Source organism: Arthrobacter sp. Leaf141, from assembly GCF_001424565.1.
GTDB lineage: Bacteria > Actinomycetota > Actinomycetes > Actinomycetales > Micrococcaceae > Arthrobacter.
Genome location: NZ_LMOL01000004.1, coordinates 66,348 through 90,242, shown reverse-complemented (window position 1 = coordinate 90,242; position 23,895 = coordinate 66,348). Strand labels below are relative to the sequence as shown.

Sequence of the window (23,895 nt, the reverse complement as noted above, 5' to 3'; positions counted from 1 at the left end):
TTGTCCTTCGGAGTAAGTAGGGGTTCAGTTCACGACGGTGCGGGAACCGCACGAGAGCAGGTAGTTGCGGGTGCGCTTGGCGATGGGCATCGGCACATCGAAGGCCACGGGGTACATGTCCTGTTCCACGATCCCGAAAATGGGGCGGTTCAGGGCTTCCACGGCTTCGATGACGGCGCGCAGGTCCGGCAGCCCGTTGGGCGGCTCGGTCATCACGCCGGCCAGGTTGGCGGCCGCCCACGTCATGTTCTCGTCGTTGACCTTTTTGAGGATCTCCGGGTTGATCTGCTTCAGGTGCAGGTAGCCGATCCGGTCCGGGAAGTTCTTGATCAGTTCAAGGCTGGAGGCACCGCAGTATTCCGCGTGGCCGGTATCCAGGCACAGGTTCAGGTACTTGGCGTCCGTGGCGGCGAGCAGGTGTTCGATGTCTGCCTGCGCGCCCACGTGGGAGTCGGCGTGCGAGTGGAACTGCTGGTTCAGGCCGAAGTCCTCCAGCAGGGTCTTGCCCAGCCGGTTGTGTCCGGCGAACAAGTCGGCCCAGGCCTTTTCGGTGAGTTCGCCGCTTTCCACGGCTTCGCCGGTGACGTCGTCGCGCCACATGGCCGGGATGACCACGATGTGCTCGCCACCCATGGCAGCGGTCAGTTCCGCCACCTTGCGGGCCGGCTCCCAGGCGGTTTCCCACTGGTCAAGGCCACGGTGGAAGGCGGTGAAAACGGTACCGGCGGTGACCTTCAGGTCGCGCTGCTTCAGCTCCTCCGCCAGGCGGGTGGGGTCGTTGGGCAGGTAGCCGTAGGGGCCCAGTTCGATCCACTTGTAGCCGGACTCGGCTACTTCGTCCAGGAAACGCTCCCAGGGGGTCTGCTGCGGGTCATCCGCGAACCAGACACCCCAGGAGTCCGGCGCGGTGCCGATGATCAGTTTGTTCTCTACGTCGGTCATGACAGCGGTGTCTTTCTCTGGTGGGACGTGCGCCGGGGCGTCAGTTGGAGGGGAAGTTGTAGGAGGCGCCGGAGGCGGTTTTGGGTTCCGGCCAGCGGGAGGTGACGACTTTTCCGCGGGTGTAGAAGGAGACGCCTTCTGGACCGTAGATGTGCTTGTCGCCGAAGAGCGAGGCTTTCCAGCCGCCGAAGGAGTGGTACGCCACCGGGACGGGCAGGGGCACGTTGATGCCGATCATGCCGACGGTCACGGAGCGCTGGAAGGTGCGGGCGTGGGCGCCGGAGGAGGTGAAAATCGCGGTGCCGTTGCCATAGGGGTTGGCGTTGATGAGGTTGATGCCGGCGGTGAGGTCCGGGACGCGGACCACCACGAGGACGGGTCCGAAGATTTCCTCGTTGTAGGCGGTCATTTCGGTGTTGACGTGGTCGATCACGGTAGGGCCTACCCAGAAGCCTTCTTCGTGGCCGGGGACAACGAGGTCGCGGCCATCCACCACCATGGCGGCGCCGGCGGTTTCGGCTTCGGTGACGATCCGGATGATGCGTTCCCGGGAGGCGGGGGTGATGACCGGGCCCATTTCGGCGTCGGGTGCGGTGCCGTTGTTGACCTTGACGGCTTCGGCGCGTTCCTGGACCTTGCTGACCAGTGCGTCGGCGGCGTCGCCAACGGCGACGGCCACGGAGATCGCCATGCAGCGTTCCCCGGCGGAACCGAAGGCAGCGGCAGCGAGGTGGTCGGCGGCGTTGTCAAGGTCGGCGTCGGGCATGATGATGGCGTGGTTCTTCGCCCCGCCGAGGGCCTGGACGCGCTTGCCGTGCCTGGTCGCTGTTTCGTGGACGTACTGGGCGATCGGGGTAGAGCCGACGAAGGAGATGCCGTCCACGTCGGGGTGGGTCAGGAGGCCGTCGACGGTTTCCTTGTCGCCGTGCAGGACCTGGAAGACCCCGTCGGGAAGGCCGGCGTCCTTCCAGAGTTTCGCGAGGAGCATCGAGGCGGAGGGGTCACGTTCGGAGGGCTTAAGGATAAAGGCGTTACCGGTGGCAATGGCCATGGGTGCCATCCAGAGCGGAACCATCACGGGGAAGTTGAACGGGGTGATCCCGGCGACCACGCCGAGGGGTTCGCGGAAAGAGAAGACGTCGATGCCGGTGGAGACCTGGTCGGAATAGTCGCCCTTGAGCAGGGTGGGGATCCCGCAGGCGAACTCGATGACTTCCAGGCCGCGGCCGATCTCGCCTTTGGCGTCGGAAAGGACCTTGCCGTGTTCGGCCGTGATCAGTTCGGCGAGTTCGTCCACGTGCGCGGCGACGAGCTCACGGAACTTGAAGAGCACGGCGGTGCGCTTGGCCAGGGAGATGTCGCCCCAGCTGTCCGCGGCCTTGCGGGCGGCGGCGACGGTGGTGTCCAGGTCGGCACGGTTGGCCAGGCGGAGTTCGCCGGACACGGCACCGGTGGCCGGGTTGTAGACCGGCTGGGTGCGGGTGCCAACGCCGGCGGTCTGGGCGCCGTTGATGAAGTGGTTGATGGTGGTGGTCTGCGTGGAGGTGAGCGTCATGGGACTCTTCCTTGAGTGGTGGGAGGTTCGTATGCTGAAGTGCTGCCGGCCGGGTTCAGCCGAGGAATGTGCGTTGCCGGCTCTTGTGCTCGACGTAGGTCTGGAAGGCCGCTTTGGTGGAGTCCAGTTCGGAGACCTGGGATACGGGAACGTCCCACCAGGACTCGGAGGATGGGGCGTCCAGGAGCGGATCGGATTCGATGTGGATCAGGATGGGTCCGCCGCGTTCGGGGGCGGCCTTGGCGTCCCCGATGGCTTGTTCGAGCTGGGCAATGACCTTTTCGCCCGGCTCGATCCGGATGACCTTCACGCCCAGGGATTCGGCGTTCAAGGCAAGGTCAACAGGCAGGATCTCGCCGTCGTCGAACGAATGCTGCTCATTGTCCAGGACCCGGTACTGGGTCCCGAAGCGCTGGGACCCCAGGGACTCGGACAGGGAACCGATGGAGGCGTAGCCGTGGTTCTGGATCAGGACCACAATCAGCTTGATCCGTTCGGCGACGGCGGTGACGAGTTCGGTGTGCATCATCAGGTAGGAGCCGTCGCCCACCATGACCACCACGTCGCGGTCCGCGCCGCCGGCCGCGGCTTCGGCCAGGGCGGCACGTTTCACGCCCAGGCCGCCGGGGATTTCGTAGCCCATGCAGGAGTACGCGTATTCCACGTGGTAGCCGAACGGGTCACGGACCCGCCACATCTTGTGCAGGTCCCCCGGCAGTGACCCGGCAGCGCAGATCACCACATCCTGGGGGTCCATCGCCTTGTTGGTGGCGCCGATGATGGCGTTCTGGCTGACCAGCGGCGCGTAGTCCTGGGCGAACGCTTCGTCCACGGTGGCGTCCCAGCGTTTCTTCTCCGCTGCGACCTGCGCTTCCAGGTCGGCGCCCACGCGGTAGCCGCCCAGGGCTGCGTTGAGTTTGACCAGTGCCTTGCGGGCATCCGCGACGATCGGCAGGGACGTGCCGTGCTTGTACGCATCGATGGCTGCCACGTTGATGTTGATGAACCTGACGTCCGGGTTCGCGAAGGCTGTCCGGGATGCAGTGGTGAAGTCCTCGTAGCGGGTTCCGATCCCGATGATCAGGTCGGCTTCGGCAGCGATGGCGTTTGCCGCCGTCGTACCGGTTGAGCCGATGGCGCCAAGGGAGAACTTGTGGTCCCATGGCAGGACGCCGACCCCGGCCTGCGTGTTGCCCACCGGGATGCCGGTCAGTTCGGCGAACTTCGCGAGTTCCTCGTTGGCGTAGGCGTACAGGACGCCGCCGCCGGCGATGATCAGCGGGCGCTTGGCCGCGCGGATGGCCGCCACGGCGCGGCGGATGTCGTCGTCGTCTGCTTCGGGGCGGCGGATCCGCCATTCGCGTTCGGCCAGGAACTCCTCCGGGACGTCGAAGGCCTCGGCCTGGACATCCTGCGGCAGGGAGATGGTGACGGCGCCGGTTTCGGCGGGGTCGGTCAGGACGCGCAGGCCGTGGTGGAACGCGGAGAACAGCTGCTCCGGGCGGGTCACCCGGTCGAAGAACTTGGACAGCGGCCGGAAGGCGTCGTTGACGGTGAGGTCATACGCGTAGGGCTGTTCGAGCTGCTGCAGGACCGGGTCGGCGGCGCGCGTGGCGAAGGTGTCGGACGGCAGCAGCAGGACCGGGAGCCGGTTGGTGGTGGCCAGGGCGGCGCCGGTCAGCAGGTTCGAGGAGCCGGGGCCGATCGAGGTGCTGATGGCGAACGTCTGGCGGCGCCGGGTGTGCCGGGCGTAGCCCACTGCCTGGTGGACCTGGGCCTGCTCGTTGCGGCCCTGGTAGTAGGGCATGATGGCGGGGTCAAGGTGCTGGTACTGCTTGAGCGCCTGCCCAACACCGGCCACGTTGCCGTGCCCGAAAATGCCGAAGGTCCCCGGGATCAGGCGTTCGCGGTAGTCCACGCCGTTGACGGAATCGACGGTGTACTGCTTGGACAGGTATTCGACGACGGCCTGCGCCACCGTCATCCGGCGGGAACCTGTTGTCCCGGTTCCTGTGATGGTTGCCATGAGGGCCTACTCCGATGCTTCGGCGGTGTGGACTGATGTGGTGTGGTGCAGGAGGGAAGCGGCGGCCGCAACGGCGCCTGCCACATCGCCGTCCTGCGGGTAGAGCAAGGTGCGGCCCACTGTCAGGCCCTGTACGCCGGGCAACGCCAGCGCTGCCTGCCAGGTGGCAAACACCTCGTCCTGGGTCCCGGCAGGGTCCCCGCCCAGCAGGACGGTGGGCAACGTGGTGGCCGCCATCACGCGTTCCATGTCGGCCACAACGGGCAGCTTCATCCAGGTGTAGGCGCTGGTGGAGCCCAGGCCCTGCGCGATGCCAACGGATTTGACCACGGCGTCGGCAGACAGGTCGTTGCGGACCCGGCCCTGCCCGTCGCGGACCGACAGAAACGGTTCCACCATGGCGATGAGTCTGCGTTCGGCCAGGGAGTCGATGGCCTTGGCCGTGGCCTCGAGGGTAACCACCGTGTCCGGGTCGCCCAGGCAGATGCGGGTCAGCATCTTCCCGCCATCAGCACCCAGAGCCGCCAGCGCCGCAGCGGTGTGGCCGGTGAAACGGTCATCAAGCTCGTTGACCAGGCCGGCCAGGCCGCCCCGGTTCATCGAACCGAAAACGAGTTTGCCCTCCAGTGCGCCCAGGAGCAGCAGGTCGTCCATGATGTCCGGGGAGGCCAGCACCCCGTCAACGGCCGGGTTGGCCAAGGCGATCTGGAGCCGGTCCAGCAGCAGGCGGCGGTCCGCCATCGCTACCGGGTCGGGACCAACGGCCAGGGCGCCGCGGGCCGGATGGTCCGCTGCCACGATGAAGTTCTGCCGGCCGTATTTCAGGCCGGGGTGGCGGCGCCGGGCCTTCGCGGCGCGGGCCACAGCGTCCGGGTCTTCCAACCGCAGGGTGCTCAGGTGCGCGTAGCGGCGGGGATCATCATCGACCGCGGTGGTGGAGACGGACGTGACGGTCACAGCGTTGCTCCTTCGGTGGCGAACCGGCCGGGGACCAGGCGTCCGCGTTCGGCCAGCAGCGAGGTGACCTCGTCCGGCGTCGGCATGGCATCGGCGCAGGACAGCCGCGAGGCGACGATGGCCCCGGCAGCGTTGGCGTAATCCAGGACTTCAGCCAGCGGCCACCCGGAGAGCAGGCCGTGGCAGAAGGCACCGCCAAACGAGTCGCCGGCACCGAGCCCGTTTACGGTCTCCACGGGAACCGGGGCGGAGACAACACGCTCCGTGCGGGTCTTTGCCATCACACCCTCCGGGCCAAGCTTGACCACGGCGATTTCGACGCCGGCAGCGAGCAGCCGGTCGGCCTGCTCATCCGGGGTGCCCTCGCCCACGGCGACAGCGCATTCCTTGTCGTTGCCGATCGCCACGGTGGCGTGCGGCAGGATCTTTGCGACCTCCGAGCGGGCCTCTTCTTCAGATGCCCAGAACATGGGCCGGTAGTCGAGGTCCAGGATGGTGAACTGGCCCTCCTTCAGGCCTGTGCGGGGGCGGGCTTCGTGGGCGGCGGCGTGGGCGCTGCGGCTGGGCTCCTGGCACAGGCCGGTCACCGTGGACCAGAAGATCCCGGCATCGCGGATGGCGTCAAGGTCGAGCCCGGAGGCCTCGATCTGGAGGTCCGGCGCGGTGGGGAACCGGCCGTAGAAGTACAGCGGGAACTCGTCGGTGGCCGGCTTGATCGCGCAGAACGTCACGGCCGTGGGAAGATCCGGTACCGGGGAGACAAAGGCGTCGTCCACATTGAACTTATGCAGCTCACGGTGCAGGAAGTTACCGAACGCGTCATCGCCCGTCCTGGTGATCACCCCGGCCTTCCGGCCATGCCGCGCAGCAGCAACTGCCACATTCGACGGCGATCCACCAAGGTACTTCCCGAAGGACGTAACGTCCTCCAGGTCCACCCCGATATCGTTCGGGTAGATATCAACGCTGATGCGCCCGATCGTAAGAAGCTCATGGGTCACGGTAATCGTGGACCTTTCTGGTGTGAAACTCTGGACCTCTGAAACTGCAGGAGCTCCGGAACTGGCAGGCCGTGGCGGGGGCCACACGCACTACTTTGCCTTAGATCGAATGTCCTGTCAAAGGTTTGTACTGACATGCTTACAACAAACATTTCGGCGGCCGGAAAAGTCCACCGGCCCCGCCGCCGACCTACTTTGCCGGGACCGCCAATTCGCCGGTGACATACTGCGCGCGGCCGAATCCAAACGACCAGTCGCCGGCCGTATTTTCCACATAGCCGATAAAAACGTCCTCACCGGCGACACCCACCGTGGCGAGCTTTCCGGCCACGGCAGCGAACAGCCGCTGCTTGGCCTCCTGCGAACGGCCGCCCTGCGTGAAGATCTGGATCATCACCACTCCCCCGGTCCGCTCGAAGCCCAGGCCGGCATCCTGGGCAACGATCTGGCCTGCAGGGTGCTCGGTCAGGATATGGAAATAGTCCCGCTCCGGAATGCCGTACTCGCCAAGGATGGCGTCGTGGATCCCGCGGCTGAGCCGCTGCAGATCCTGGCGGCTGCGTCCTTCATTAACATCAATGCGTACCAGTGGCACCTTTTCTCCTTCAGCAAAGTTTGTACTGACATACTAACAAACTTACCCTGATTGCCACAAGGCTCGAAACCCTTGCGATGGTCCACCGCCGGGCGTACTCTTAATCAATCAAGTAGTTGATAAACAAATCAGTTGATTAGAAGGCAGGTTCCAGTGGACGCCAGGGACGAAGCTCTCGACTCGGCCTTTATGGCCCTGGCGGATCCCGTCCGGCGCGGCATCATCGCCCGGCTGAGCCGGGGGGCGGCCACAGTGAACGAACTCGCGGAACCGTTCGACATTTCCAAGCAGGCAGTTTCGCGTCACATCCAGGTGCTTGAGCAGGCGCAGCTTGTCACCCGCAGCAGGGACGCCCAACGACGGCCCGTCCATCTGAATCCCGCACGGCTCGAGGCGCTTACCGCGTGGATCGACCAGTACAGGCTGGTCCGCGAGGCGCAGTTCCGCAGCCTGGACGCCGTACTCCAAACCAACGCCGCCAGCCGCGGCACCCAGGAGAAGGAACCATCATGAGCAATCCACTCAACCTCACAATCCCCGAAGGCCTGCCCTTCATCGACTCCGAGCGGGAGTTTGATTTCCCCGTCGCCGATGTCTTCCGCGCGCACAAGGAGCCGGACCTGATCGCCCAGTGGCTCGGGCCGCGCGGGCTCAAGATGAAAATCGACCACTACGATTTCCGCACCGGCGGGAGCTACAGCTACCTGCACACAGGGCCCGACGGCGTGGCATACCAGTTCAGCGGCGTTTTCCATACCGTCAGGGAAAATGAGTTCGCCATCCAGACGTTTGAATTCGGCGGCTACCCTGACGTGGTCAGCATCGAGTTCATGACGTTTGAGGACCTCGGGAACGGCCGTACCCGGCTGAGGGGCCATTCGGTTTATCCGTCCCTAGAGGCCCGCGACGGCATGGCGCAGTCCGGCATGGAGGGCGGCATGACGGAGGGCTACGAACGCCTGGACGAGCTGCTCAGCGGCGCAAAAGTCTAGGCGCCAGCGGCACGGACCAGCGTACGACGACGGTCCGGCCACCTCCGCTGGGAAGGTGACCGGACCGCCGTCGTACTTAAACAAAAACGCGGGGCCACCTGCCGTCCAAGAGGATGGCAGATGGCCCCGCGCTCTGTGCTGTGAACCTAGAGGGCTGCGAAGACTTCGCGCAGCAGCGTGGCGGTCTCGGACGGCGTCTTGCCGACCTTTACGCCGGCGGCCTCGAGGGCTTCCTTCTTGGCCTGGGCGGTGCCGGCCGAGCCGGAGACGATGGCGCCTGCGTGGCCCATGGTCTTGCCTTCGGGAGCGGTGAACCCGGCCACGTAGCCCACAACGGGCTTGGTGACGTGGGCATTGATGTAATCGGCTGCACGCTCTTCGGCGTCGCCGCCGATTTCACCGATCATCACGATGGCCTTGGTCTCGGGGTCGGCTTCGAACGCGGCCAGGGCGTCGATGTGCGTGGTACCGATGACGGGGTCACCGCCGATGCCGATGGCGGTGGAGAAGCCCAGGTCGCGCAGTTCGTACATCATCTGGTAGGTCAACGTACCGGACTTGGATACCAGGCCGATGGGGCCCTTGCCGGTGATGTTTGCCGGGGTGATGCCCACGAGGGCTTCGCCGGGGGTGATGATGCCGGGGCAGTTAGGTCCGATGATGCGGGTGACCTGGTTGCCTTCTGCGTCCACCTTGGACTGGGCCAGGGCCCAGAACTCTGCGGAGTCCTGGACGGGAACACCCTCGGTGATGACCACTACAAGGCCGATGCCGGCTTCGATGGCTTCAACAACGGCGTCCTTGGTGAATGCCGGCGGAACGAAGACGATGGAGACGTCTGCGCCGGTTTCGGCGATGGCTTCCTTGACGGTGCCGAAGACGGTGATTTCCTTCTCGCCGTGCAGGACCGTGGTGCCGGCCTTGCGGGCGTTGACGCCGCCAACAATGTTGGTGCCGGCCTTGAGCATCAGGGCGGTGTGCTTGGTGCCTTCGCCGCCGGTGATGCCCTGGACGATGACCTTGGAGTCTTTATTGAGGTAGATAGACATTGTCGCGTCCCTTACTTCGCTGCGTTGGCGAGTTCGGCGGCCTTGTCGGCGCCCTCGTCCATGGTGGCGGCCAGGGTAACCAGCGGGTGGTTGGCCTCGGTGAGGATGCGGCGGCCTTCTTCGACGTTGTTGCCGTCGAGGCGGACCACCAGCGGCTTGTTGGCGGAGGAGCCCAGTTCGGCCAGCGCGCCGACGATGCCCTTGGCCACGGCGTCACATGCGGTGATGCCACCGAAGACGTTCACAAAGACGGCCTTGACCTGCTCGTCGCCCAGGATGACGTCCAGGCCTGCGGCCATGACCTCGGCGGAAGCTCCACCGCCGATGTCCAGGAAGTTGGCGGGCTTGACGTTGCCGTGGCTTTCGCCGGCGTAGGCCACCACGTCGAGGGTGGACATGACCAGGCCTGCACCGTTGCCGATGATGCCCACTTCGCCGTCCAGCTTGACGTAGTTGAGGTCCTGGGCCTTGGCCTTGGCCTCGAGGGGATCCGCTGCGTCCTTGTCTTCAAGGGCGGCGTGCTTGGGGTGGCGGAAGTCGGCGTTCTCGTCCAGCGAGACCTTGCCGTCCAGTGCCACGATGTCGCCGGCACCGGTGCGGACCAGCGGGTTGACCTCCACCAGGGTGGCGTCTTCCTTCTTGAAGACATCCCAGAGCTTGAGGATGACCGCGGCGACCTTGCCGCGCAGTTCCTCTGAGAAGCCCGCAGCGGCGACGATCTCGTCGGCCTTGGCCTGGTCGATGCCCACAGCGGGATCGACCGCGATCCTGGCCAGCGCGTCAGGGCGTTCGACGGCGAGCTGTTCGATTTCCATGCCGCCTTCAACCGAGCACATGGCCAGGTAGTTGCGGTTGGCACGGTCCAGGAGGACGGAGAAGTAGAATTCCTCGGCAATGTCGGCACCCTGGGCAATCATCACCTTGTTGACGGTGTGGCCCTTGATGTCCATGCCCAGGATGTTGGTGGAGTGCTCAAACGCCTCATCGGCGGTCTTGGCAACCTTCACGCCGCCGGCCTTACCGCGGCCACCGGCCTTGACCTGTGCTTTGACAACAGTCACGCCGCCGATTTTCTCGGCAGCTGCTTTTGCTTCTTCTGGGGTGTACGCCACGATGCCGGCAAGCACGGGTACACCGTGCGCCTCGAACATATCGCGCGCCTGGTATTCAAACAGGTCCACGGTTTAGTGTCCTTCTACGTCGAAGTAGTTTCTGTACAGTCGGGCACCATCGCAGATGATGACCGGGCTGCGGAATGCACGCACCGGCGGCCTGTTGGAAACAAGCCACGCGGCGTAATGCTCCATGGGGAACTCTAGTCCTTTGATGGGACCGGGCCGTTCCAGACTACCCCTTATGTGAGGAAGCACACTATTCTATGGGACGTAGAAAAACCGCGTGAATACGCGGAATTTCAGGGCTTGGCGGGCGCCGGAGAGGGGGTACCGGCGGGAGCCTGGATCAACTCGTATTTCCCGGGCGAAACGAAGAATCCGACGCCTGCCGAAATGTTTCCGCACGCCACCCCGCCGTTGTAGGCGGAGCAGCGCAGCCCGTTCCGTTCCAGGTTTTGGCCGTCCGCCAGGACGGGCAGTTCGGCCATCACGCCGGCCTTGGAACCGCGGGGTCCGTAGGCAGCCTCCAGCTGTGTGACGCCGGAGCGGCATTCACCGTAGCCCGCCTTGTCAGGGGACAGCAGCGCGACCCCACCCAGGTACCCCAGGCCCGTACCGGCGCAGTCGTCCTTGACGTCCTCCGGCAGGGGCGCCGGATAGGTGGCCAGTTCGCAATGGGCCACGGGGACGATGGCGAGTTTGTTGTTGGCGGCGTCGCTGTAGTTGTTCTGCTCGTACGGCAGGTCAAGGTGCTCGCCCCGGGCTGAGGTGAGGGCGCAGGCCACGGTCCGGTCAGCGGTGCTGAAAGCCAGGGCGTCCTGTCCGGACCCGAAAGGTTCCGGGTCAGCCAGTGGCGCCTGTTCCAGCTGCGCCAGGGGTGGCAGTGGAGCGGGCGGGACGTAGCCGGGGTCCTCGGTGGTGACCGAGCACGCCGAAACCCCCAGCAGCACCAGTGCGGCCAGGAACCCCAATACAGTCCGTCGCATGGCCTCCATTATGCCCGGCGCGGCGGCCAGGGGATGCCCGTCGGCCCGGGACAATCGCTCAGGTAGCCGCTTGCGGAACGGCACTTTCCACAACGTCCGCAGCCACATCCGCTGGATCTGCCGCGGCTGGTTGCTCCTGCACTGTCAGGGCCCGCTGCCGCCAGCCCGGGTCGCCGAGGATCCGGGTGACTGCTGCGGCAATGGCTGCAGGTGCGGGCCGTTCCGTGCGGAGGTTGATGCCAACCCGCGCATATTCCACCCGGGCGTTGACATCGCTTTTGCCTTCATTGATGCCGGCCACCACCAAGGGCACGCCTTTGGACAGGCTCAGCTGGACGCCGCCGAATCCGCCGTTGGAGACGAAGACGTCAGTGAATTCGAGGACGCGCGGGAAATCGACGTAGTCGCGGATCACCACGTTGGGCTGCGGGTAGCGTGCCTGGAGGGCTTCGGTTCCGCGTCCGCCGGTGGCAACAATCACCAGCATGGCAAGGTCTTTGAGGGCTTCGAGGGCCGGCACCATAAGCTTGTCCGGGTCCACATTGTCCACGGTCCCCTGCGTGACCAGCACAGTTGCGGCGTACCCGGTGGGCCAGTCTTCTTCCCCCGCACCGGGCTGCGGTGCCCGGTACGGCAGCAGCGAGCCAACGTACCTGACCTTCGGGTTCGCGTGCCGGCGGGGAAAGTCGAAGGACTCCGTACCGGTCTGGATGATTGCGGCCGAACAGCGGTACGGTTCATCGGTCAGCCGTCCCTCCCGGGGTACCGGCTGGCCATAGGCGGCGTGTTGCCGGCGATAGCTCTGGTTGGCCGGCCGCAGGATGACGTTGTCGGACAACAGGCCTGCGGCGGCCTGCACCATCCGTTCGACAGGGTTGCTTGGCGGCCGGAAGCCGAAAAAGAGCGGGGGTACCAACGGATCGCTCTCCAGGTTGGGAACCGCCACAAAATTGATCACCGGGGTGCCCAGCAGATGGGACAGCAGGCGGTGGACGAACATGGTGGCATCCACCACAGCCACGTCGAAGGGAAAGTCCGCGCGAATCCCGCTGATGTCCTCGAAGAAATTGGTGATGTTGCTGGCGAAGACCTTCTCCCCGTCGAAGCCGATTGCCCGCGGGCCTTTCAGCCTGGCGCGCTCCGGGTAGAGCTCCGTAAGGTTATCGGCCCGGTGTTCGATGGCCCGTGTGAACGGGAGCAGGGGGATGCCAAGGTCGCGCAGCTTCGCTGTGAAGACGGGGCCGGTGTACCAGCGAACGTCGTGCCCGCGCTCCTTGAGGCGCATGGCCAGGCCCGTCATGGGGTTGAAATGGCCGTCAATCGCCTGGCTGGCAAAAAGGACTTTCATCGTCCCGCTCCGTTGTGAGCCGAAATCCCGCGCCGAAGTGCTGTGGCGGCGCCGGTTCCTGAAGAATAGCGCTGCCTGCGCGGCCGGACAAGGCTGCCAACCCGGCGGCGCGGGAGCCTACGCGTCCAGTTTGGTCAGTGGCGCGTAGCGGAGCAGCAACCGCTTCTCGCCGACGTCAAACTTCACCTTGGCAACGGTTTTATCCCCTGTTCCTTCCAGGGCCAGGACCGTGCCGTTGCCGAAGCTGGTGTGGTTGACCTTGTCCCCCACACTGACGGCGATGACTTCCTTTTGCGGCTGCACCCGGTTTTTCGCGATGATCGCGGGAACATCGGCATTGAACCCTGCCGAAGAGTCGGCGGCGGCCCCGCGGGACGTCCCGGCGCCCCAGAACGAGCCGTTGTAGCGCCCCGAGCCGATGGCTCCGCCGCTGACGAAGGATTGCCTGCTGCTTCCTTCCCGCTTCCAGTCAACGAGGTCGGCGGGGATTTCCTCCAGGAACTGGCTGGCGGGGTTGTACTGGCTTTGGCCCCACATGCTGCGGACCTCCGACCGGGTCACGTACAGGCGCTTGCGGGCCCGGGTGAGGCCCACGTAGGCCAGCCGGCGTTCCTCGGCCAACTCCTTGGGGTCGGTGGCGGAGCGCTGGTGCGGGAAGAGGCCGTGCTCCATACCGGTCAGGAAGACCACCGGGAACTCGAGCCCCTTGGCCGTGTGGAGGGTCATGAGGGTCACCACGCCCAGGCGTTTGGCCTCGGCCACGGCGGCGTCGATGTCGGCACCGGGCGCGTCCGGGATCTGGTCCGCGTCCGCCACGAGGGAAACCTGTTCCAGGAAGGCGCCCAGGGAGCCTTCCGGGTTTTCCTGTTCGTATTCGCGCACCACGGCCACCAGTTCGGCGAGGTTTTCCACCCTGGACTCGTCCTGCGGATCGGTGCTGGCGCGCAGGGTTGCCAGGTAGCCGGTCTGTTCCAGGACAGCTTCGAGGGCTGCTGCGGCGCCGGAGCCGGCGGCCACCTCGGCGAGGTCGTCCAGGAGTTTCACAAACCCCAGCACGGCGTTGACAGAGCGGGTGGCCATGGCGGGGGCCTGTTCGGCGCGGCGGGCTGCGGCCATGAACGAGATGCGTTCGCGGCTGGCGAGGGCCGCCACCGCCCCTTCCGCGCGGTCGCCGATGCCGCGTTTGGGTTCGTTGAGCACCCGGCGGAGGTTGACGTCGTCGTCCGGGTTCACCAGGACGCGGAGGTAGGCCAGGGCGTCCTTGATTTCCTTGCGCTCGTAGAAGCGGGTTCCGCCCACCACTTTGTACGGCAGGCCCACCCTGACCAGGACATCCTCGATGGACCGGGACTGGGCGTTGGTGCGGTAGAAAATGGCGACATCGCCGGGGCGGAGGTTGTCCTCGTCCTGGAGCCGGTCGATCTCCTTGGCGATGAACTGGGCCTCGGCGTGTTCGTTTTCGCCCACGTAGCCGATGATTTTGTGGCCTTCGCCTTCAGCGGTCCACAGTTTTTTGTCCGGCCGGTTGGGGTTGCGGGAGATCACCGAGTTGGCCGCGCTGAGGATGTTCTGGGTGGAGCGGTAGTTCTGCTCCAGCTTGATGGTCCGGGCCTGCGGGTAGTCCTTCTCGAACTCCACGATGTTGCGGATGTCGGCGCCGCGGAAGGCGTAGATGGACTGGTCGGAATCGCCGACGACGGTGAGTTCGGACGCTCCCGGGCCCTCACCCACGATTTCCCGGACCAGGGCGTACTGGGCGTGGTTGGTGTCCTGGTATTCGTCCACCAGGACATGCCGGAACCTTCGGCGGTAGGAGTCGGCGAGCGCCGGGAAGGCCCGGAACATAAAGACGGTCTCGGCGATGAGGTCATCGAAGTCCATGGCGTTGGCTTGGCGCAACCGCTGCGTGTAGCCCTTGTAGACGTCCGCAACGGCACGTTCAAAGGGGTCGTTGTGGTTGGCGTCGGAAGCATACGAATCGGCGTCGATGAGTTCGTTCTTCAGCGCGGAGATTTTGTGCTGGATGGCTTTGGGCGCGAACTTCTTGGGATCGAGGTCGTGCGCCTTGGACACCTGCGTGACCAGGCGGAGGGAATCCGCGGAGTCGTAGATGGAGAAGTTGGATTTGAGGCCCACGTTGGCCGCCTCCTGCCGGAGGATCCGCACGCAGGAGGAATGGAACGTGGAGATCCACATGATCTTGGCGCGGCCGCCCACCAGCACTTCGATGCGTTCGCGCATTTCGGCGGCAGCTTTGTTGGTGAAGGTGATGGCCAGGATCTCGCCGTGGTGGGCCCGGCCCGTGGCGATCAGGTAGGCGATCCTGTTGCTGAGCACGCGGGTTTTGCCGGACCCGGCACCAGCCACGATCAGCAGCGCCGACCCGGCGTGCCTGACGGCTTCGTCCTGCTCCGGGTTCAGCCCTTCCAGCAGCTTGGCTGGGTCCAGGCCGTGGTGTCCGTGGCGCTGCCCGGCCGCGTTGCCGCCGGCGTTGTGCCGGTCTCCGGCGGGCAGGCTACCGCCCGGTCCGGCCACCGTGGACGTCCCTTCGGGGACCGCCCTGGTGTGGGTTGGCGCTGCGGGGGCGGCCTTGAAAGGTCCGTCGGAGTAGGGGTCAAACAACATATCCATGGTGCCTACAAGTCTAGGCGGTGGGACTGACACCCACTTCCAGCCTGTGGATGACGCGGCCGGAACGGGACCCCGGCTAGGCCACCGACGCGGACTCGAGGGCCGCACGCAGCTCGCGGACCGCCGTCGTTCCGCCTGCCACAAACCATTCCAGCCCGTTGACCCGGACGGTGTCCACGGCCCCGCCGGCCGCGCGGACAATCGCCTTTCCGGGCAGCCAGTCCCACTCCGGGCAGCTGTGCTGGAACCAGCACCCCAGCTGCCCGTCGGCCACGCGGCCCAGGTCGCAGGACCCGGACCCCAGCATGCGGAGGGCAGCGGCGGTGGTGGCGGCAGCGTGCCAGGGCATGGCGCACATGGGGTCCATCAGCCAGTTGGGGTGGATGTAGGTGGCGGCGCCGAGTTCGGCTGCCGGCGTGGCGTTGCGCTGTCCGCCGTTGTCCCGGAACACGGTCAGGACCTCGCCGTTCAGGGTGGCCGGGCGCGCAGTGCCGCCCAGCCACAACTTGTCCTCCTCAGGCTGGAAGATGGCGCCCAACACCACGTCGGAGGAGTCCTTCAGCGCGATGGCGGAGCACCAGTAAGTGGAGCCGTGCAGGAAGTTGTACGTGCCGTCCACGGGGTCGATCACCCAGGTCCGGCCGCTGGTGCCCGGCACGGAGGCGCCTTCCTCCCCCAGGATCCCGTCCTGGGGCCGGCAGCGCTGCAGCTGCCCCAGCACATAGGCCTCCGCGGCGTGGTCCGCTGCGGTCACCACGTCCGAGACGGAGGTCTTCTGCTGCGACTGGAGCCCGGCCATCCGCATCAGCAACGCAAGGATTCCGGCTTCCCGGACCAGGGCTGCCGCCAGCTGGTAATCGTCCAATGCGGGGTCAAGTTCAACGGCGCTGTGCCTGCCAATGGTCATGGTTTCAGTTTATGGGGCGGGATAATGGGGTTATGGCCAAAACCCCCGCCCAGCGCATCAGGAAGCACGGATCCAAAGCGGTGGTGCCGCAGCACCGGCTCCCGCCGGTGCTGAACCCCACCACCTCCCGGACGCCGGAGAAGGCGCAGAACAACACCAACCTGATCCTGATCGCGGGCGTGGTGGCCAGCCTTTTCCTGTTCTGGTACGTGCACCTGCTGACCCTCGACCAGCTCCGCCAGCTGACCGTTGGCCTGGCGATGCCCGACTCGCTGGTGGGCGGTTTTGATCCCGCGTACATCGACCGGCTGCACAGTGTGATGAATGACGACGCCCGCGGGCAGTTGAACTACGTCCACAAGACTGCCGGCACCCTGTTTCCCCTGATTTTCGGGTTTACGTGGCTGCTGCTGATCGGCACCAACGTTGCCCGTAAGGCCCTCCGGTGGGCGCTTTGGGCCCTGCCGCTGCTGTTTGTGGTGGTCCGGCTCTGGGCCAACGTGGCCATTGACGGCATATTGGCCACGGAACCAGCCGACCCCGGGCAGGTGGCCCTCGCCTCGGTTCTCACCGTGGCGGGCTGGGTGCTGCTGGTCCTCAGCCTGCTGGCCGGTGGTGCAGCAGTGGTGCTGCGGACCCGGAAGCGCAAGACCGCAGCCTAACCCCGCAGCTGCTTGCGCTGGCGGTGGACCCGCCGCGCGATGACCAGGCCTGCCGTGGCAATGCCCATTGTCACCGGATAGCCCATCAGCCGTTCCAGGGTTCCCGGCTCGGGCACGTCCATGCCGGTAAGTCCGCCCGTCGCCAGCGCGGCAAGGGACACCGCGCCGCAGGCGAGGATGAACCAGGCCATGGCTGTTTTCCGCAGCCACAGTCCGCCCAGGACCAGCAGGGCCGCCGCCCCGGCCAAAAAATACACCACAGCGCCGATGTAGTGCCACGCGGATCCTGCGTCCTCGGGCACCAGCCCCACCACCACGGTGCCCACACCGGCTGCGCCCGTCAGCAGGCGCACGGCGATGGCAGCCCGCCAGGGTGCGCGTCGGCCCGGCTCAACGCGGGCCCCGGGCCGGGCCGCTACGCACAGCAGCCCGGAGGTGAGCAGGATGGCGCCCAGCACCATGCCCAGCCCCTGGACCACAAAGGAAGCGTTCATCAGCCAGTTCAGGGGCGAACAGACGTCCCGCCCGTCGTACACACCGCAGTGCAGCGCGCCGAGGTCGCTGATGTAGCCGGTCCGCAGGTCATAGGGCAACGGTCCCGCCCACGCGGCGATCACCGCCGCTTCGGCGGCGAAATACTGCAGGACGCTCAGCACCGCCCACGCGCCCACGTACTGGCGGGTGGCGGCGGTGTCCGGAACCAAGGCTGCCGCGGGCGCGGCGGACGGGGCGGAATTCATGCCTTGAGCGTAGTACGGCTCCGCACCTTGTATGCTTGTATCCGTGTCCGGCCGGACTGCCTCGCGGTTCACGGAACGCCCGCCCTCGTAGCTCAGTGGATAGAGCACGGCTCTCCTAAAGCCGGTGTCGTTGGTTCGATTCCAATCGAGGGCACTTGAATGAACTGCCTCCGGAGTTTGATCTCCGCGCCTACCTCCTGGGTGGCCCGGCCAGCCCGGTTACCGGCACCTGGGTGGTGGAAAGGGACCTCCTGGACCGTGCAGCAGGCACCCGCGGAACCTTCGCCGGCGTCGTCCGCTTCAGTCCCACGCCCGACGGCGGCCTGGCCCTCCGGGAAGAAGGCACCATGCGCTGGCCTTCCTTCGTGGGCCCCGCCTCGCGGGAGTACCTCCTGCGCCCCGCCGGCCGGGCCGACGCGCTGGACGTGTTTTTCCCGGACGGCAGGCCTTTCCACCGGATGGGCTTTGCCCCGGAGGCCAACGCGGCCAGCCACTGGTGCGACCCCGATGCATACCGCGTGGCGTATGCCTACGAAAACGCTGACCGGTTCAGTTACACCTGGGATATCACCGGCCCCCGCAAGGACCTGGAACTCGCCTCGCGCCTGCACCGCAGCCAGGGGACGGACGCATGAAGCACCGCATTGTGGTGTCCGCCGTCTGCGTTTTTGATCCTGCCGGCCGGCTCCTGACCGTCCGGAAACGCGGCACCGGCATGTTTATGCATCCCGGCGGCAAGCCCGAAGCCGGCGAGACGGCGGTCCAGGCCGCTGCCCGGGAACTGGCCGAGGAAGTGGGCATCGGTATCGACCCGGCGCTCCTGCAGCCCATGGGCGTGTGGATCGCCGACGCCGCGAATGAGGCGGACACGGACATCGAAGCCACCGTGTTCCTGGCGCCGGGAACCTGGCAGGCCAGCCCGTCCGCCGAGATCGCGGAAATCCGCTGGCTGGACCTGGCCGCGGCCTGGCCCGCGGACCTGGCCCCGCTGCTCACGGACCACATCCTGCCGGCACTGGCCGCGGGCCCGGCCCGGTAACCTGCTACGTCTCCGGGACGGCTTCCTGCGCCACTGCGGTGGCTTCGGCGAACTGGGTCCGGTACAGCTCCGCGTACCGGCCGTCGGCTGCGAGCAGGCCGGTGTGGGTGCCCCGCTCCACGATCCGGCCGTCCTCCACCACCAGGATGGCGTCGGCGGCACGGATGGTGGACAGCCGGTGGGCGATGACCACGGCAGTGCGGCCTTCAAGGGCTGCACCCAGCGCAGCCTGGACCGCGGCCTCGTTGGTGGAGTCCAGGGCTGCGGTGGCCTCGTCAAGGATCACCACGCGCGGCTGGGCTATCAGCAGCCGGGCGATGGTGAGGCGCTGGCGTTCGCCGCCGGACAGCCGGTAGCCGCGCTCCCCCACCACGGTGTCCAGTCCGTCCGGCAGGGACCGGATCATCGTTTCCAGCCGGGCCTGCCGGATGGCCTCCCACATGTCCTCCTCCGTGGCGCCGGGGCGGGCCAGCCGCAGGTTGGACGCGATGCTCTCGTGGAAGAGGTGGCCGTCCTGCGTGACCATGCCCAGGGTGTCCCGGAGCGAGTCGAAGGTGGCATCGCGGACGTCCAGCCCGGAGCCGGCTGCCCCGCCGCCCAGCCTGACGGCGCCGGAATCCACGTCGTACAGCCTGGTCAGCAACTGGGCGATGGTGGACTTGCCGGCACCGGAGGAGCCCACCAGGGCAACGGTCTGGCCGGGTTCCACCCGGAAGCTGATGCCGTGCAGGACCTCCTCGCCGCCGCGGGTGTCCAGGGTGGCAACCTCTTCGAGGGAGGCCAGCGAGACCTTGTCGGCGGACGGGTAGGCGAAGCGGACGTCGTCGAATTCCACGGCCACCGGACCGGCGGGAACCGCCGCGGCGTCCGGTTTCTCGGCGATCAACGGCTTGAGGTCCAGGATCTCGAAGACCCGCTCGAAGCTGACCAGCGCGCTCATGATCTCCACCCGGGCGTTGGACAGGGACGTCAGCGGGGCGTACAGCCGGGTGAGGAGCAGCGCGAGCACCACCACGTCGCCGGGTGCCAGCTGGCCCGCGATGGCCAGCCAGCCACCCATTCCGTAGACCAGGGCCAGCGCCAGCGCCGAGACCAGGGTCAGGGCGGTCACAAACGTGAACTGCAGCATGGCGGTCCGGATGCCGATGTCCCGCACCCTGCCGGCGCGGACGGCGAACTCGCGGGACTCGTCGGCAGGCCGGCCAAAAAGCTTGACCAGGGTGGCGCCGGGGGCCGAGAACCGTTCGGTCATCTGCGTGCCCATCGCGGCGTTGTGCTCCGCCGCTTCCCGGCGCAGGTCGGCAAGGCGCGAGCCCATCCGGCGGGCCGGGACCAGGAAGATGGGCAGCAGGATCATGGCCAGCACCGTCACCTGCCAGGAGGTGCCCAGCATCACGATGAGGGTAAGGATGAGCGCCACCACGTTGCTGACCACCCCGGACAGGGTTCCGGCGAAGGCGGACTGGGCGCCGATCACGTCATTGTTCAGGCGGCTGACCAGGGCTCCGGTCCGGGTCCGGGTAAAGAACGCGATGGGCATCTTCTGCACGTGGTCAAAGACCCTGGTGCGCAGGTCAACAATGACGCCTTCACCGATCACCGAGGACAGCCAGCGGGTCACCAGGCCCAGGCCTGCCTCCGCGACTGCCACGACGGCGATCAGAACGGCCAGCCGGATGACCTCGTCAATGCCGGCCTTGGCCACGATGGTGTCCACCACCTGCCCTGCCAGGACGGGGGTGGCGACGCCCAGGAAGGCCATGGCCACGGACAGCAGCACAAAGGCCAGCAGCTTGCCGCGGTAGGGCCGGGCAAACGCGAGGACCCGCTTCAGGGTTGCCTTGGAGAACGGCTGGGAACCGCTCTTGGCCCGGGTGATGTTGTAAAGGGAGCCCCAGGCTACCCGTTCCATGCTCATGGTTGCTGCTCCGCGCCTAGATTGGTGGTGGTTCCCCCGGGGTGCTTCAGTTTCAGGAACTGCTGCCGGTGTGCTGCTCGGTGACCTTGCCGCTGTCCACGTCCCAACGTACATCCAACCGGACGTTCTCCAGCAGCCGCCTGTCGTGCGTCACCAGCAGCAGGGCGCCGTCGTAGCTGTCCAGGGCATCTTCGAGCTGCTCGATGGCCGGCAGGTCAAGGTGGTTGGTGGGTTCGTCCAGGACCAGCAGGTTCACCCCGCGCGCCTGGAGCAGGGCCAGGGCCGCCCGGGTCCGTTCGCCGGGCGAGAGGGAGTCCACGGGACGTGCCGTGTGGTCCGCCTTCAGCCCGAACTTGGCCAGCAGGGTGCGGACCTCCGCGGCGGTCAGGTCCACCAGGACGGATTCGACGGCGTCTGCCAGGGGCAGGTGCCCGGCCAGCAGGCCGCGGGCCTGGTCAATTTCGCCCACGGCCACCGAGGCGCCCATGGCTGCGTTGCCGGAGTCCGGTTCGATACTGCCAAGGAGCAGGCGCAGGAGCGTGGACTTGCCAGCCCCGTTGGGTCCGGTGATGCCGATCCGCTCCCCCGCGTTGAGCTGGAGGTTCACGGGCCCCAGGGTGAAGCTGCCCTGCCGGACCACGGCGTCGCGGAGGGTCGCCACAACGGCGCTGGACCGGGGGGCCTGGCCGATGGTGAACTGCAGCTGCCATTCCTTGCGCGGCTCCTCCACGGTGTCCAGCCGGGCGATCCGGGATTCCATCTGCCGCACCTTCTGGGCCTGCTTCTCCGAGGACTCCACGCTGGCCGCACGGCGGATCTTGTCGTTGTCTGGGCTCTTTTTCATGGCGTTCCGGACGCCTTGGGAGCTCCATTCGCGCTGGGTCCGGGCCCGGGACACCAGATCGGCCTTGGTGGCAGCGAATTCCTCGTACTTTTCGCGGGCGTGGCGCTTGGCCACCGCGCGTTCCTCCAGGAAGGCGTCGTAGCCGCCGTCGTAGACGGCCACGGAGTTCTGGGCCAGATCCAGTTCCACCACGGTGGTGACGCAGCGGGCCAGGAATTCGCGGTCGTGGCTGACCAGGACCACTCCGCCGCGCAGGCCGGTCACGAAGGCCTCAAGCTTGGCCAGGCCTGCGAGGTCCAGGTCGTTGGTGGGCTCGTCCAGAAGGACGACGTCGAAGCGGCTCAGCAACAGGGCGGCGAGCGCCACCCGTGCGGCCTGGCCGCCGGACAGCCCGGTCATGGCCGAGTCAGCACCAGCGGTCAGTCCAAGGTCGGCCAGGACCCCTGGAATGCGGTCGTCGAGGTCCGCGGCACCGGATGCCATCCAGCGGTCGAAGGCGCGCGCGTAGTCATCGTCGGCGCCGGGCGCGCCGGCACCCAGGGCCTCGGCAGTGGATTCCATCTCGATGGTGGCCTGCGCGCAGCCTGTCCGGCGCGCGATGTAGCCTGCCACTGTTTCGCCGGACACCCGTTCGTGTTCCTGGGGAAGCCAGCCCACAAAGGCGTCAGCGGGGGCCAGGCTAACGGTCCCCTCCTGCGGCTTGTCCACACCGGCGAGGAGCCGCAGCAGGGTGGACTTCCCGGCGCCGTTGGCACCCACCACGCCCACCACATCTCCCGGGGCAACGGTCAGGGAAAGATTGGCGAAAAGTTGGCGGTGGTCATGCCCGCCGGCAACATCCTTGGCAACCAGGGTGGCAGTCATCCGTGTGTCCTTTCGCCGGCGCATCCGCAACCGGATTCCTGCCTGGCAGCTGCCGGCAAAAGCCATGCGGTTCAGGCATTGCGGCCGCAGGACATAAAAGAACCCGCTGGTCCGGACTTGGGGGGTGTACGGACCAGCGGGCTCGACGTTCAAGCATAGTCGAAGCGGAGGCCTGCGTAAAATCCGAAGATTCCGGCAGGCTAAAATGGGTACACCGTCCGTTCTGCAGAGAGCTGTCCATGCCACTCCCCGCCAAGGCGTTCCAGCGCTGGCTGCAAGGCATCGCGCCCAACGCCAGCACCGCCGACGTCTGCAGGGTTTCCGGAATCAAGCGGACCACCCTCGCCCAGCAGCTGGTCCGGGGCAAGGTATCGGAAAGCACCCTTGTCAGCATCAGCCGCGCCTACAACATCGGCCCGGTCGCGGCCCTCGCGGATTTCGAGGCGTACCGCGAGCTGGCCGGCCCGCCCCGGCTGCCCACCCGGGGCGAACTGGTCAGCCAGATTTCCACCCCCGACCTGCTGCGGGCCGTGCTGTCGCGGACCGCGGTGGAGCCTGAGGGCGCAGCAGCCGGACTGCCACCGGCGCTCAGCCCGGCCCCGCACGCCACCTCGGTTAAAAACTGGGTTGATGCCATTGACGACGGCGAGGTGCGGCACCGCGTTTCAGCCGCCACCGGCATCGCCCCGCAGAACTACTCAGCCCAGCTGACCGCCAACCGGTTGACGCCGGAGCTGGCCCTGGCCACTTCACAGGCGGCCGGGGTGGGGCCAGCAGGGGGGCTGGTTGCCACGGGCCTGGTTACGGAGGAGGAGGCCGGCTGGCCACCCGGGGCGCGGCAGGCAGCACTGGAGGGCATGTCCGACGCCGACCTGACCGTTTTGGCGGGCGAGCGGCTGCAGGCCCTCGGCAAGGTGCTGCGGCGCCAGGAGCAGGACCACGAGCAGGCAGAAAAGATCTGGGAGAACCTGGGATGATCGATATTCTTCAGTGGACAACGCTGGCCGTGTGCGGGCTGGTGGCCCTGGCCCGGATCCCCAGCGCCCTCCGGGGGGAAAACAGGTCGCTGTTTTCCATCTTTGCGCTGATGACCCTTGCCATCCTGCTCAGCATCGAAGCACCATACGTGTGGATTGATGCGGCCCTGGGCGGCATCAACCTCACCAACCTGGCGCTGCGCTTCATCATTTTCGGAGCCGTGTTTTTTATCGGCGTACGGACCACCCGTGGGTTCGGCGCCGATGGTGCCTACCGGCTTTTGACCGGCCGGGTGGGGATGGCGGCCCTGCTGGTCATCTCCGTAGCGGTGGTGGGCGTGTTCCTGCTGATGGATACCACCGGTTCCTCGGCGGGTCTCTCGGCAGTCTCCGACAGGGACGCGCGGCACGCCATGCTGGCCGAGTACTACGGGGCGGCAGGACGGGCCTATCCCGCGTTTGTTGCCCTGGTCCTGCTTCCGGCCATGGTCCGGGCGGCGCTGGGCCGGCTGCCCGTTCCGGTGCGCTTTGCGGCTGCACTCCTGGGCCTTGGCGCCATCGCCACTGCGCTGTCCCTGCTGTTCCCATTCCTGCCGCCGAATTCCGACGCCGTGGCCTTTGTGGTCAACTACACAGCCATCCTGTGCTTCGTTCTTGGCCTCGCGCTGATCTGGGCGGCAAAGGTCTGGACCCGGCGAAAAAGCTGCCGACGCAGGAAATATACCGAAAAGTAATCTCCCGACCTTT

General features: G+C 66.6%; 22 protein-coding genes and 1 tRNA gene. 8 read left to right on the top strand and 15 right to left on the bottom strand.

What is annotated here, in order from left to right:
- Window positions 1-24: 24 nt before the first annotated feature.
- From ASF72_RS01995 to ASF72_RS01970, 6 genes are all read right to left on the bottom strand, one after another.
- Window positions 25-942 carry a sugar phosphate isomerase/epimerase family protein gene (locus ASF72_RS01995; RefSeq protein ID WP_050683956.1) on the bottom strand — a complete coding sequence of 306 codons (918 nt, stop codon included), beginning with the start codon at window positions 940-942 and terminating at the stop codon, window positions 25-27.
- 40 nt (window positions 943-982) lie between these two features.
- Window positions 983-2,497, bottom strand: a complete 1,515-nt coding sequence (locus tag ASF72_RS01990; RefSeq protein ID WP_050683957.1) for a CoA-acylating methylmalonate-semialdehyde dehydrogenase — start codon at window positions 2,495-2,497, stop codon at window positions 983-985.
- 55 nt (window positions 2,498-2,552) lie between these two features.
- Window positions 2,553-4,481 carry a 3D-(3,5/4)-trihydroxycyclohexane-1,2-dione acylhydrolase (decyclizing) gene (iolD, locus tag ASF72_RS01985; RefSeq protein ID WP_056596110.1) on the bottom strand — a complete coding sequence of 643 codons (1,929 nt, stop codon included), beginning with the start codon at window positions 4,479-4,481 and terminating at the stop codon, window positions 2,553-2,555.
- A 48-nt stretch (window positions 4,482-4,529) separates the two neighbouring features.
- Window positions 4,530-5,480 carry a Cgl0159 family (beta/alpha)8-fold protein gene (locus ASF72_RS01980; protein WP_056596108.1) on the bottom strand — a complete coding sequence of 317 codons (951 nt, stop codon included), beginning with the start codon at window positions 5,478-5,480 and terminating at the stop codon, window positions 4,530-4,532.
- A complete protein-coding gene (gene iolC / locus ASF72_RS01975; protein ID WP_050683960.1) occupies window positions 5,477-6,481 on the bottom strand; it encodes a 5-dehydro-2-deoxygluconokinase in 1,005 nt (334 codons plus the stop codon). The genes ASF72_RS01980 and iolC overlap by 4 nt, the downstream gene beginning before the upstream one ends.
- 190 nt (window positions 6,482-6,671) lie before the next feature.
- Window positions 6,672-7,076 (bottom strand): tautomerase family protein, encoded by a 405-nt coding sequence (locus ASF72_RS01970; RefSeq protein ID WP_050683961.1) that lies wholly within the window; start codon window positions 7,074-7,076, stop codon window positions 6,672-6,674.
- Window positions 7,077-7,265: 189 nt separating this feature from the next.
- Between ASF72_RS01970 and ASF72_RS01965 the strand changes: the two genes are divergently transcribed.
- Together ASF72_RS01965 and ASF72_RS01960 are read left to right on the top strand one after the other, a co-directional pair.
- On the top strand, window positions 7,266-7,589 hold the full coding sequence (locus ASF72_RS01965) for a metalloregulator ArsR/SmtB family transcription factor (protein ID WP_082178144.1): 324 nt from the start codon (window positions 7,266-7,268) through the stop codon (window positions 7,587-7,589).
- On the top strand, window positions 7,586-8,068 hold the full coding sequence (locus ASF72_RS01960; RefSeq protein WP_056596105.1) for an SRPBCC family protein: 483 nt from the start codon (window positions 7,586-7,588) through the stop codon (window positions 8,066-8,068). Before ASF72_RS01965 ends, ASF72_RS01960 begins: the two co-directional genes overlap by 4 nt.
- A 146-nt stretch (window positions 8,069-8,214) precedes the next feature.
- On the opposite strand, the gene sucD is transcribed toward ASF72_RS01960, so the two are convergent.
- The 6 genes from sucD to ASF72_RS01930 all read right to left on the bottom strand — a co-directional run bounded on the left by sucD (window position 8,215) and on the right by ASF72_RS01930 (window position 16,104).
- Window positions 8,215-9,117 carry a succinate--CoA ligase subunit alpha gene (gene sucD, locus ASF72_RS01955; protein WP_056596103.1) on the bottom strand — a complete coding sequence of 301 codons (903 nt, stop codon included), beginning with the start codon at window positions 9,115-9,117 and terminating at the stop codon, window positions 8,215-8,217.
- An 11-nt stretch (window positions 9,118-9,128) separates the two neighbouring features.
- Window positions 9,129-10,298, bottom strand: a complete 1,170-nt coding sequence (sucC, locus tag ASF72_RS01950) for an ADP-forming succinate--CoA ligase subunit beta (RefSeq protein WP_056596100.1) — start codon at window positions 10,296-10,298, stop codon at window positions 9,129-9,131.
- A gap of 233 nt (window positions 10,299-10,531) precedes the next feature.
- Window positions 10,532-11,227: a hypothetical protein gene (locus ASF72_RS01945; protein WP_056596325.1), complete on the bottom strand. Its 696-nt coding sequence runs from the start codon at window positions 11,225-11,227 to the stop codon at window positions 10,532-10,534.
- A 49-nt stretch (window positions 11,228-11,276) separates the two neighbouring features.
- On the bottom strand, window positions 11,277-12,566 hold the full coding sequence (locus ASF72_RS01940) for a glycosyltransferase (RefSeq protein WP_056596098.1): 1,290 nt from the start codon (window positions 12,564-12,566) through the stop codon (window positions 11,277-11,279).
- A 117-nt stretch (window positions 12,567-12,683) separates the two neighbouring features.
- Window positions 12,684-15,191, bottom strand: coding sequence for a DNA helicase PcrA (gene pcrA, locus ASF72_RS01935; protein ID WP_442854148.1), 2,508 nt, complete (start codon window positions 15,189-15,191; stop codon window positions 12,684-12,686).
- 82 nt (window positions 15,192-15,273) lie between these two features.
- Complete coding sequence (locus tag ASF72_RS01930) at window positions 15,274-16,104, bottom strand: inositol monophosphatase family protein (protein ID WP_056596092.1); 831 nt, start codon at window positions 16,102-16,104, stop codon at window positions 15,274-15,276.
- A 32-nt stretch (window positions 16,105-16,136) separates the two neighbouring features.
- Between ASF72_RS01930 and ASF72_RS01925 the strand changes: the two genes are divergently transcribed.
- Window positions 16,137-16,766: a hypothetical protein gene (locus ASF72_RS01925; protein ID WP_056596089.1), complete on the top strand. Its 630-nt coding sequence runs from the start codon at window positions 16,137-16,139 to the stop codon at window positions 16,764-16,766.
- Here ASF72_RS01925 and ASF72_RS01920 read toward each other — a convergent pair.
- A complete protein-coding gene (locus ASF72_RS01920; RefSeq protein WP_056596086.1) occupies window positions 16,763-17,506 on the bottom strand; it encodes a DUF998 domain-containing protein in 744 nt (247 codons plus the stop codon). The genes ASF72_RS01925 and ASF72_RS01920 overlap by 4 nt on opposite strands.
- 81 nt (window positions 17,507-17,587) lie before the next feature.
- On the opposite strand from ASF72_RS01920, the gene ASF72_RS01915 reads away from it, so the two are divergent.
- The 3 genes from ASF72_RS01915 to ASF72_RS01905 all read left to right on the top strand — a co-directional run bounded on the left by ASF72_RS01915 (window position 17,588) and on the right by ASF72_RS01905 (window position 18,545).
- Window positions 17,588-17,660 (top strand) — tRNA-Arg (locus tag ASF72_RS01915).
- A gap of 1 nt (window position 17,661) precedes the next feature.
- Window positions 17,662-18,141, top strand: coding sequence for a DUF6314 family protein (locus ASF72_RS01910; RefSeq protein ID WP_050683972.1), 480 nt, complete (start codon window positions 17,662-17,664; stop codon window positions 18,139-18,141).
- Window positions 18,138-18,545 carry an NUDIX hydrolase gene (locus ASF72_RS01905; protein WP_050683973.1) on the top strand — a complete coding sequence of 136 codons (408 nt, stop codon included), beginning with the start codon at window positions 18,138-18,140 and terminating at the stop codon, window positions 18,543-18,545. The genes ASF72_RS01910 and ASF72_RS01905 overlap by 4 nt, the downstream gene beginning before the upstream one ends.
- Before the next feature lie 4 nt (window positions 18,546-18,549).
- On the opposite strand, the gene ASF72_RS01900 is transcribed toward ASF72_RS01905, so the two are convergent.
- Complete coding sequence (locus ASF72_RS01900) at window positions 18,550-20,463, bottom strand: ABC transporter ATP-binding protein (protein WP_056596084.1); 1,914 nt, start codon at window positions 20,461-20,463, stop codon at window positions 18,550-18,552.
- 52 nt (window positions 20,464-20,515) lie between these two features.
- Window positions 20,516-22,171 carry an ABC-F family ATP-binding cassette domain-containing protein gene (locus ASF72_RS01895; RefSeq protein ID WP_050686643.1) on the bottom strand — a complete coding sequence of 552 codons (1,656 nt, stop codon included), beginning with the start codon at window positions 22,169-22,171 and terminating at the stop codon, window positions 20,516-20,518.
- Between the two features lie 239 nt (window positions 22,172-22,410).
- Here ASF72_RS01895 and ASF72_RS01890 point away from each other — a divergent pair, with 239 nt between their 5' ends.
- Window positions 22,411-23,148 (top strand): hypothetical protein, encoded by a 738-nt coding sequence (locus tag ASF72_RS01890; RefSeq protein ID WP_050686642.1) that lies wholly within the window; start codon window positions 22,411-22,413, stop codon window positions 23,146-23,148.
- Window positions 23,145-23,882 carry a hypothetical protein gene (locus ASF72_RS01885; protein ID WP_056596082.1) on the top strand — a complete coding sequence of 246 codons (738 nt, stop codon included), beginning with the start codon at window positions 23,145-23,147 and terminating at the stop codon, window positions 23,880-23,882. Before ASF72_RS01890 ends, ASF72_RS01885 begins: the two co-directional genes overlap by 4 nt.
- Window positions 23,883-23,895: the final 13 nt, after the last annotated feature.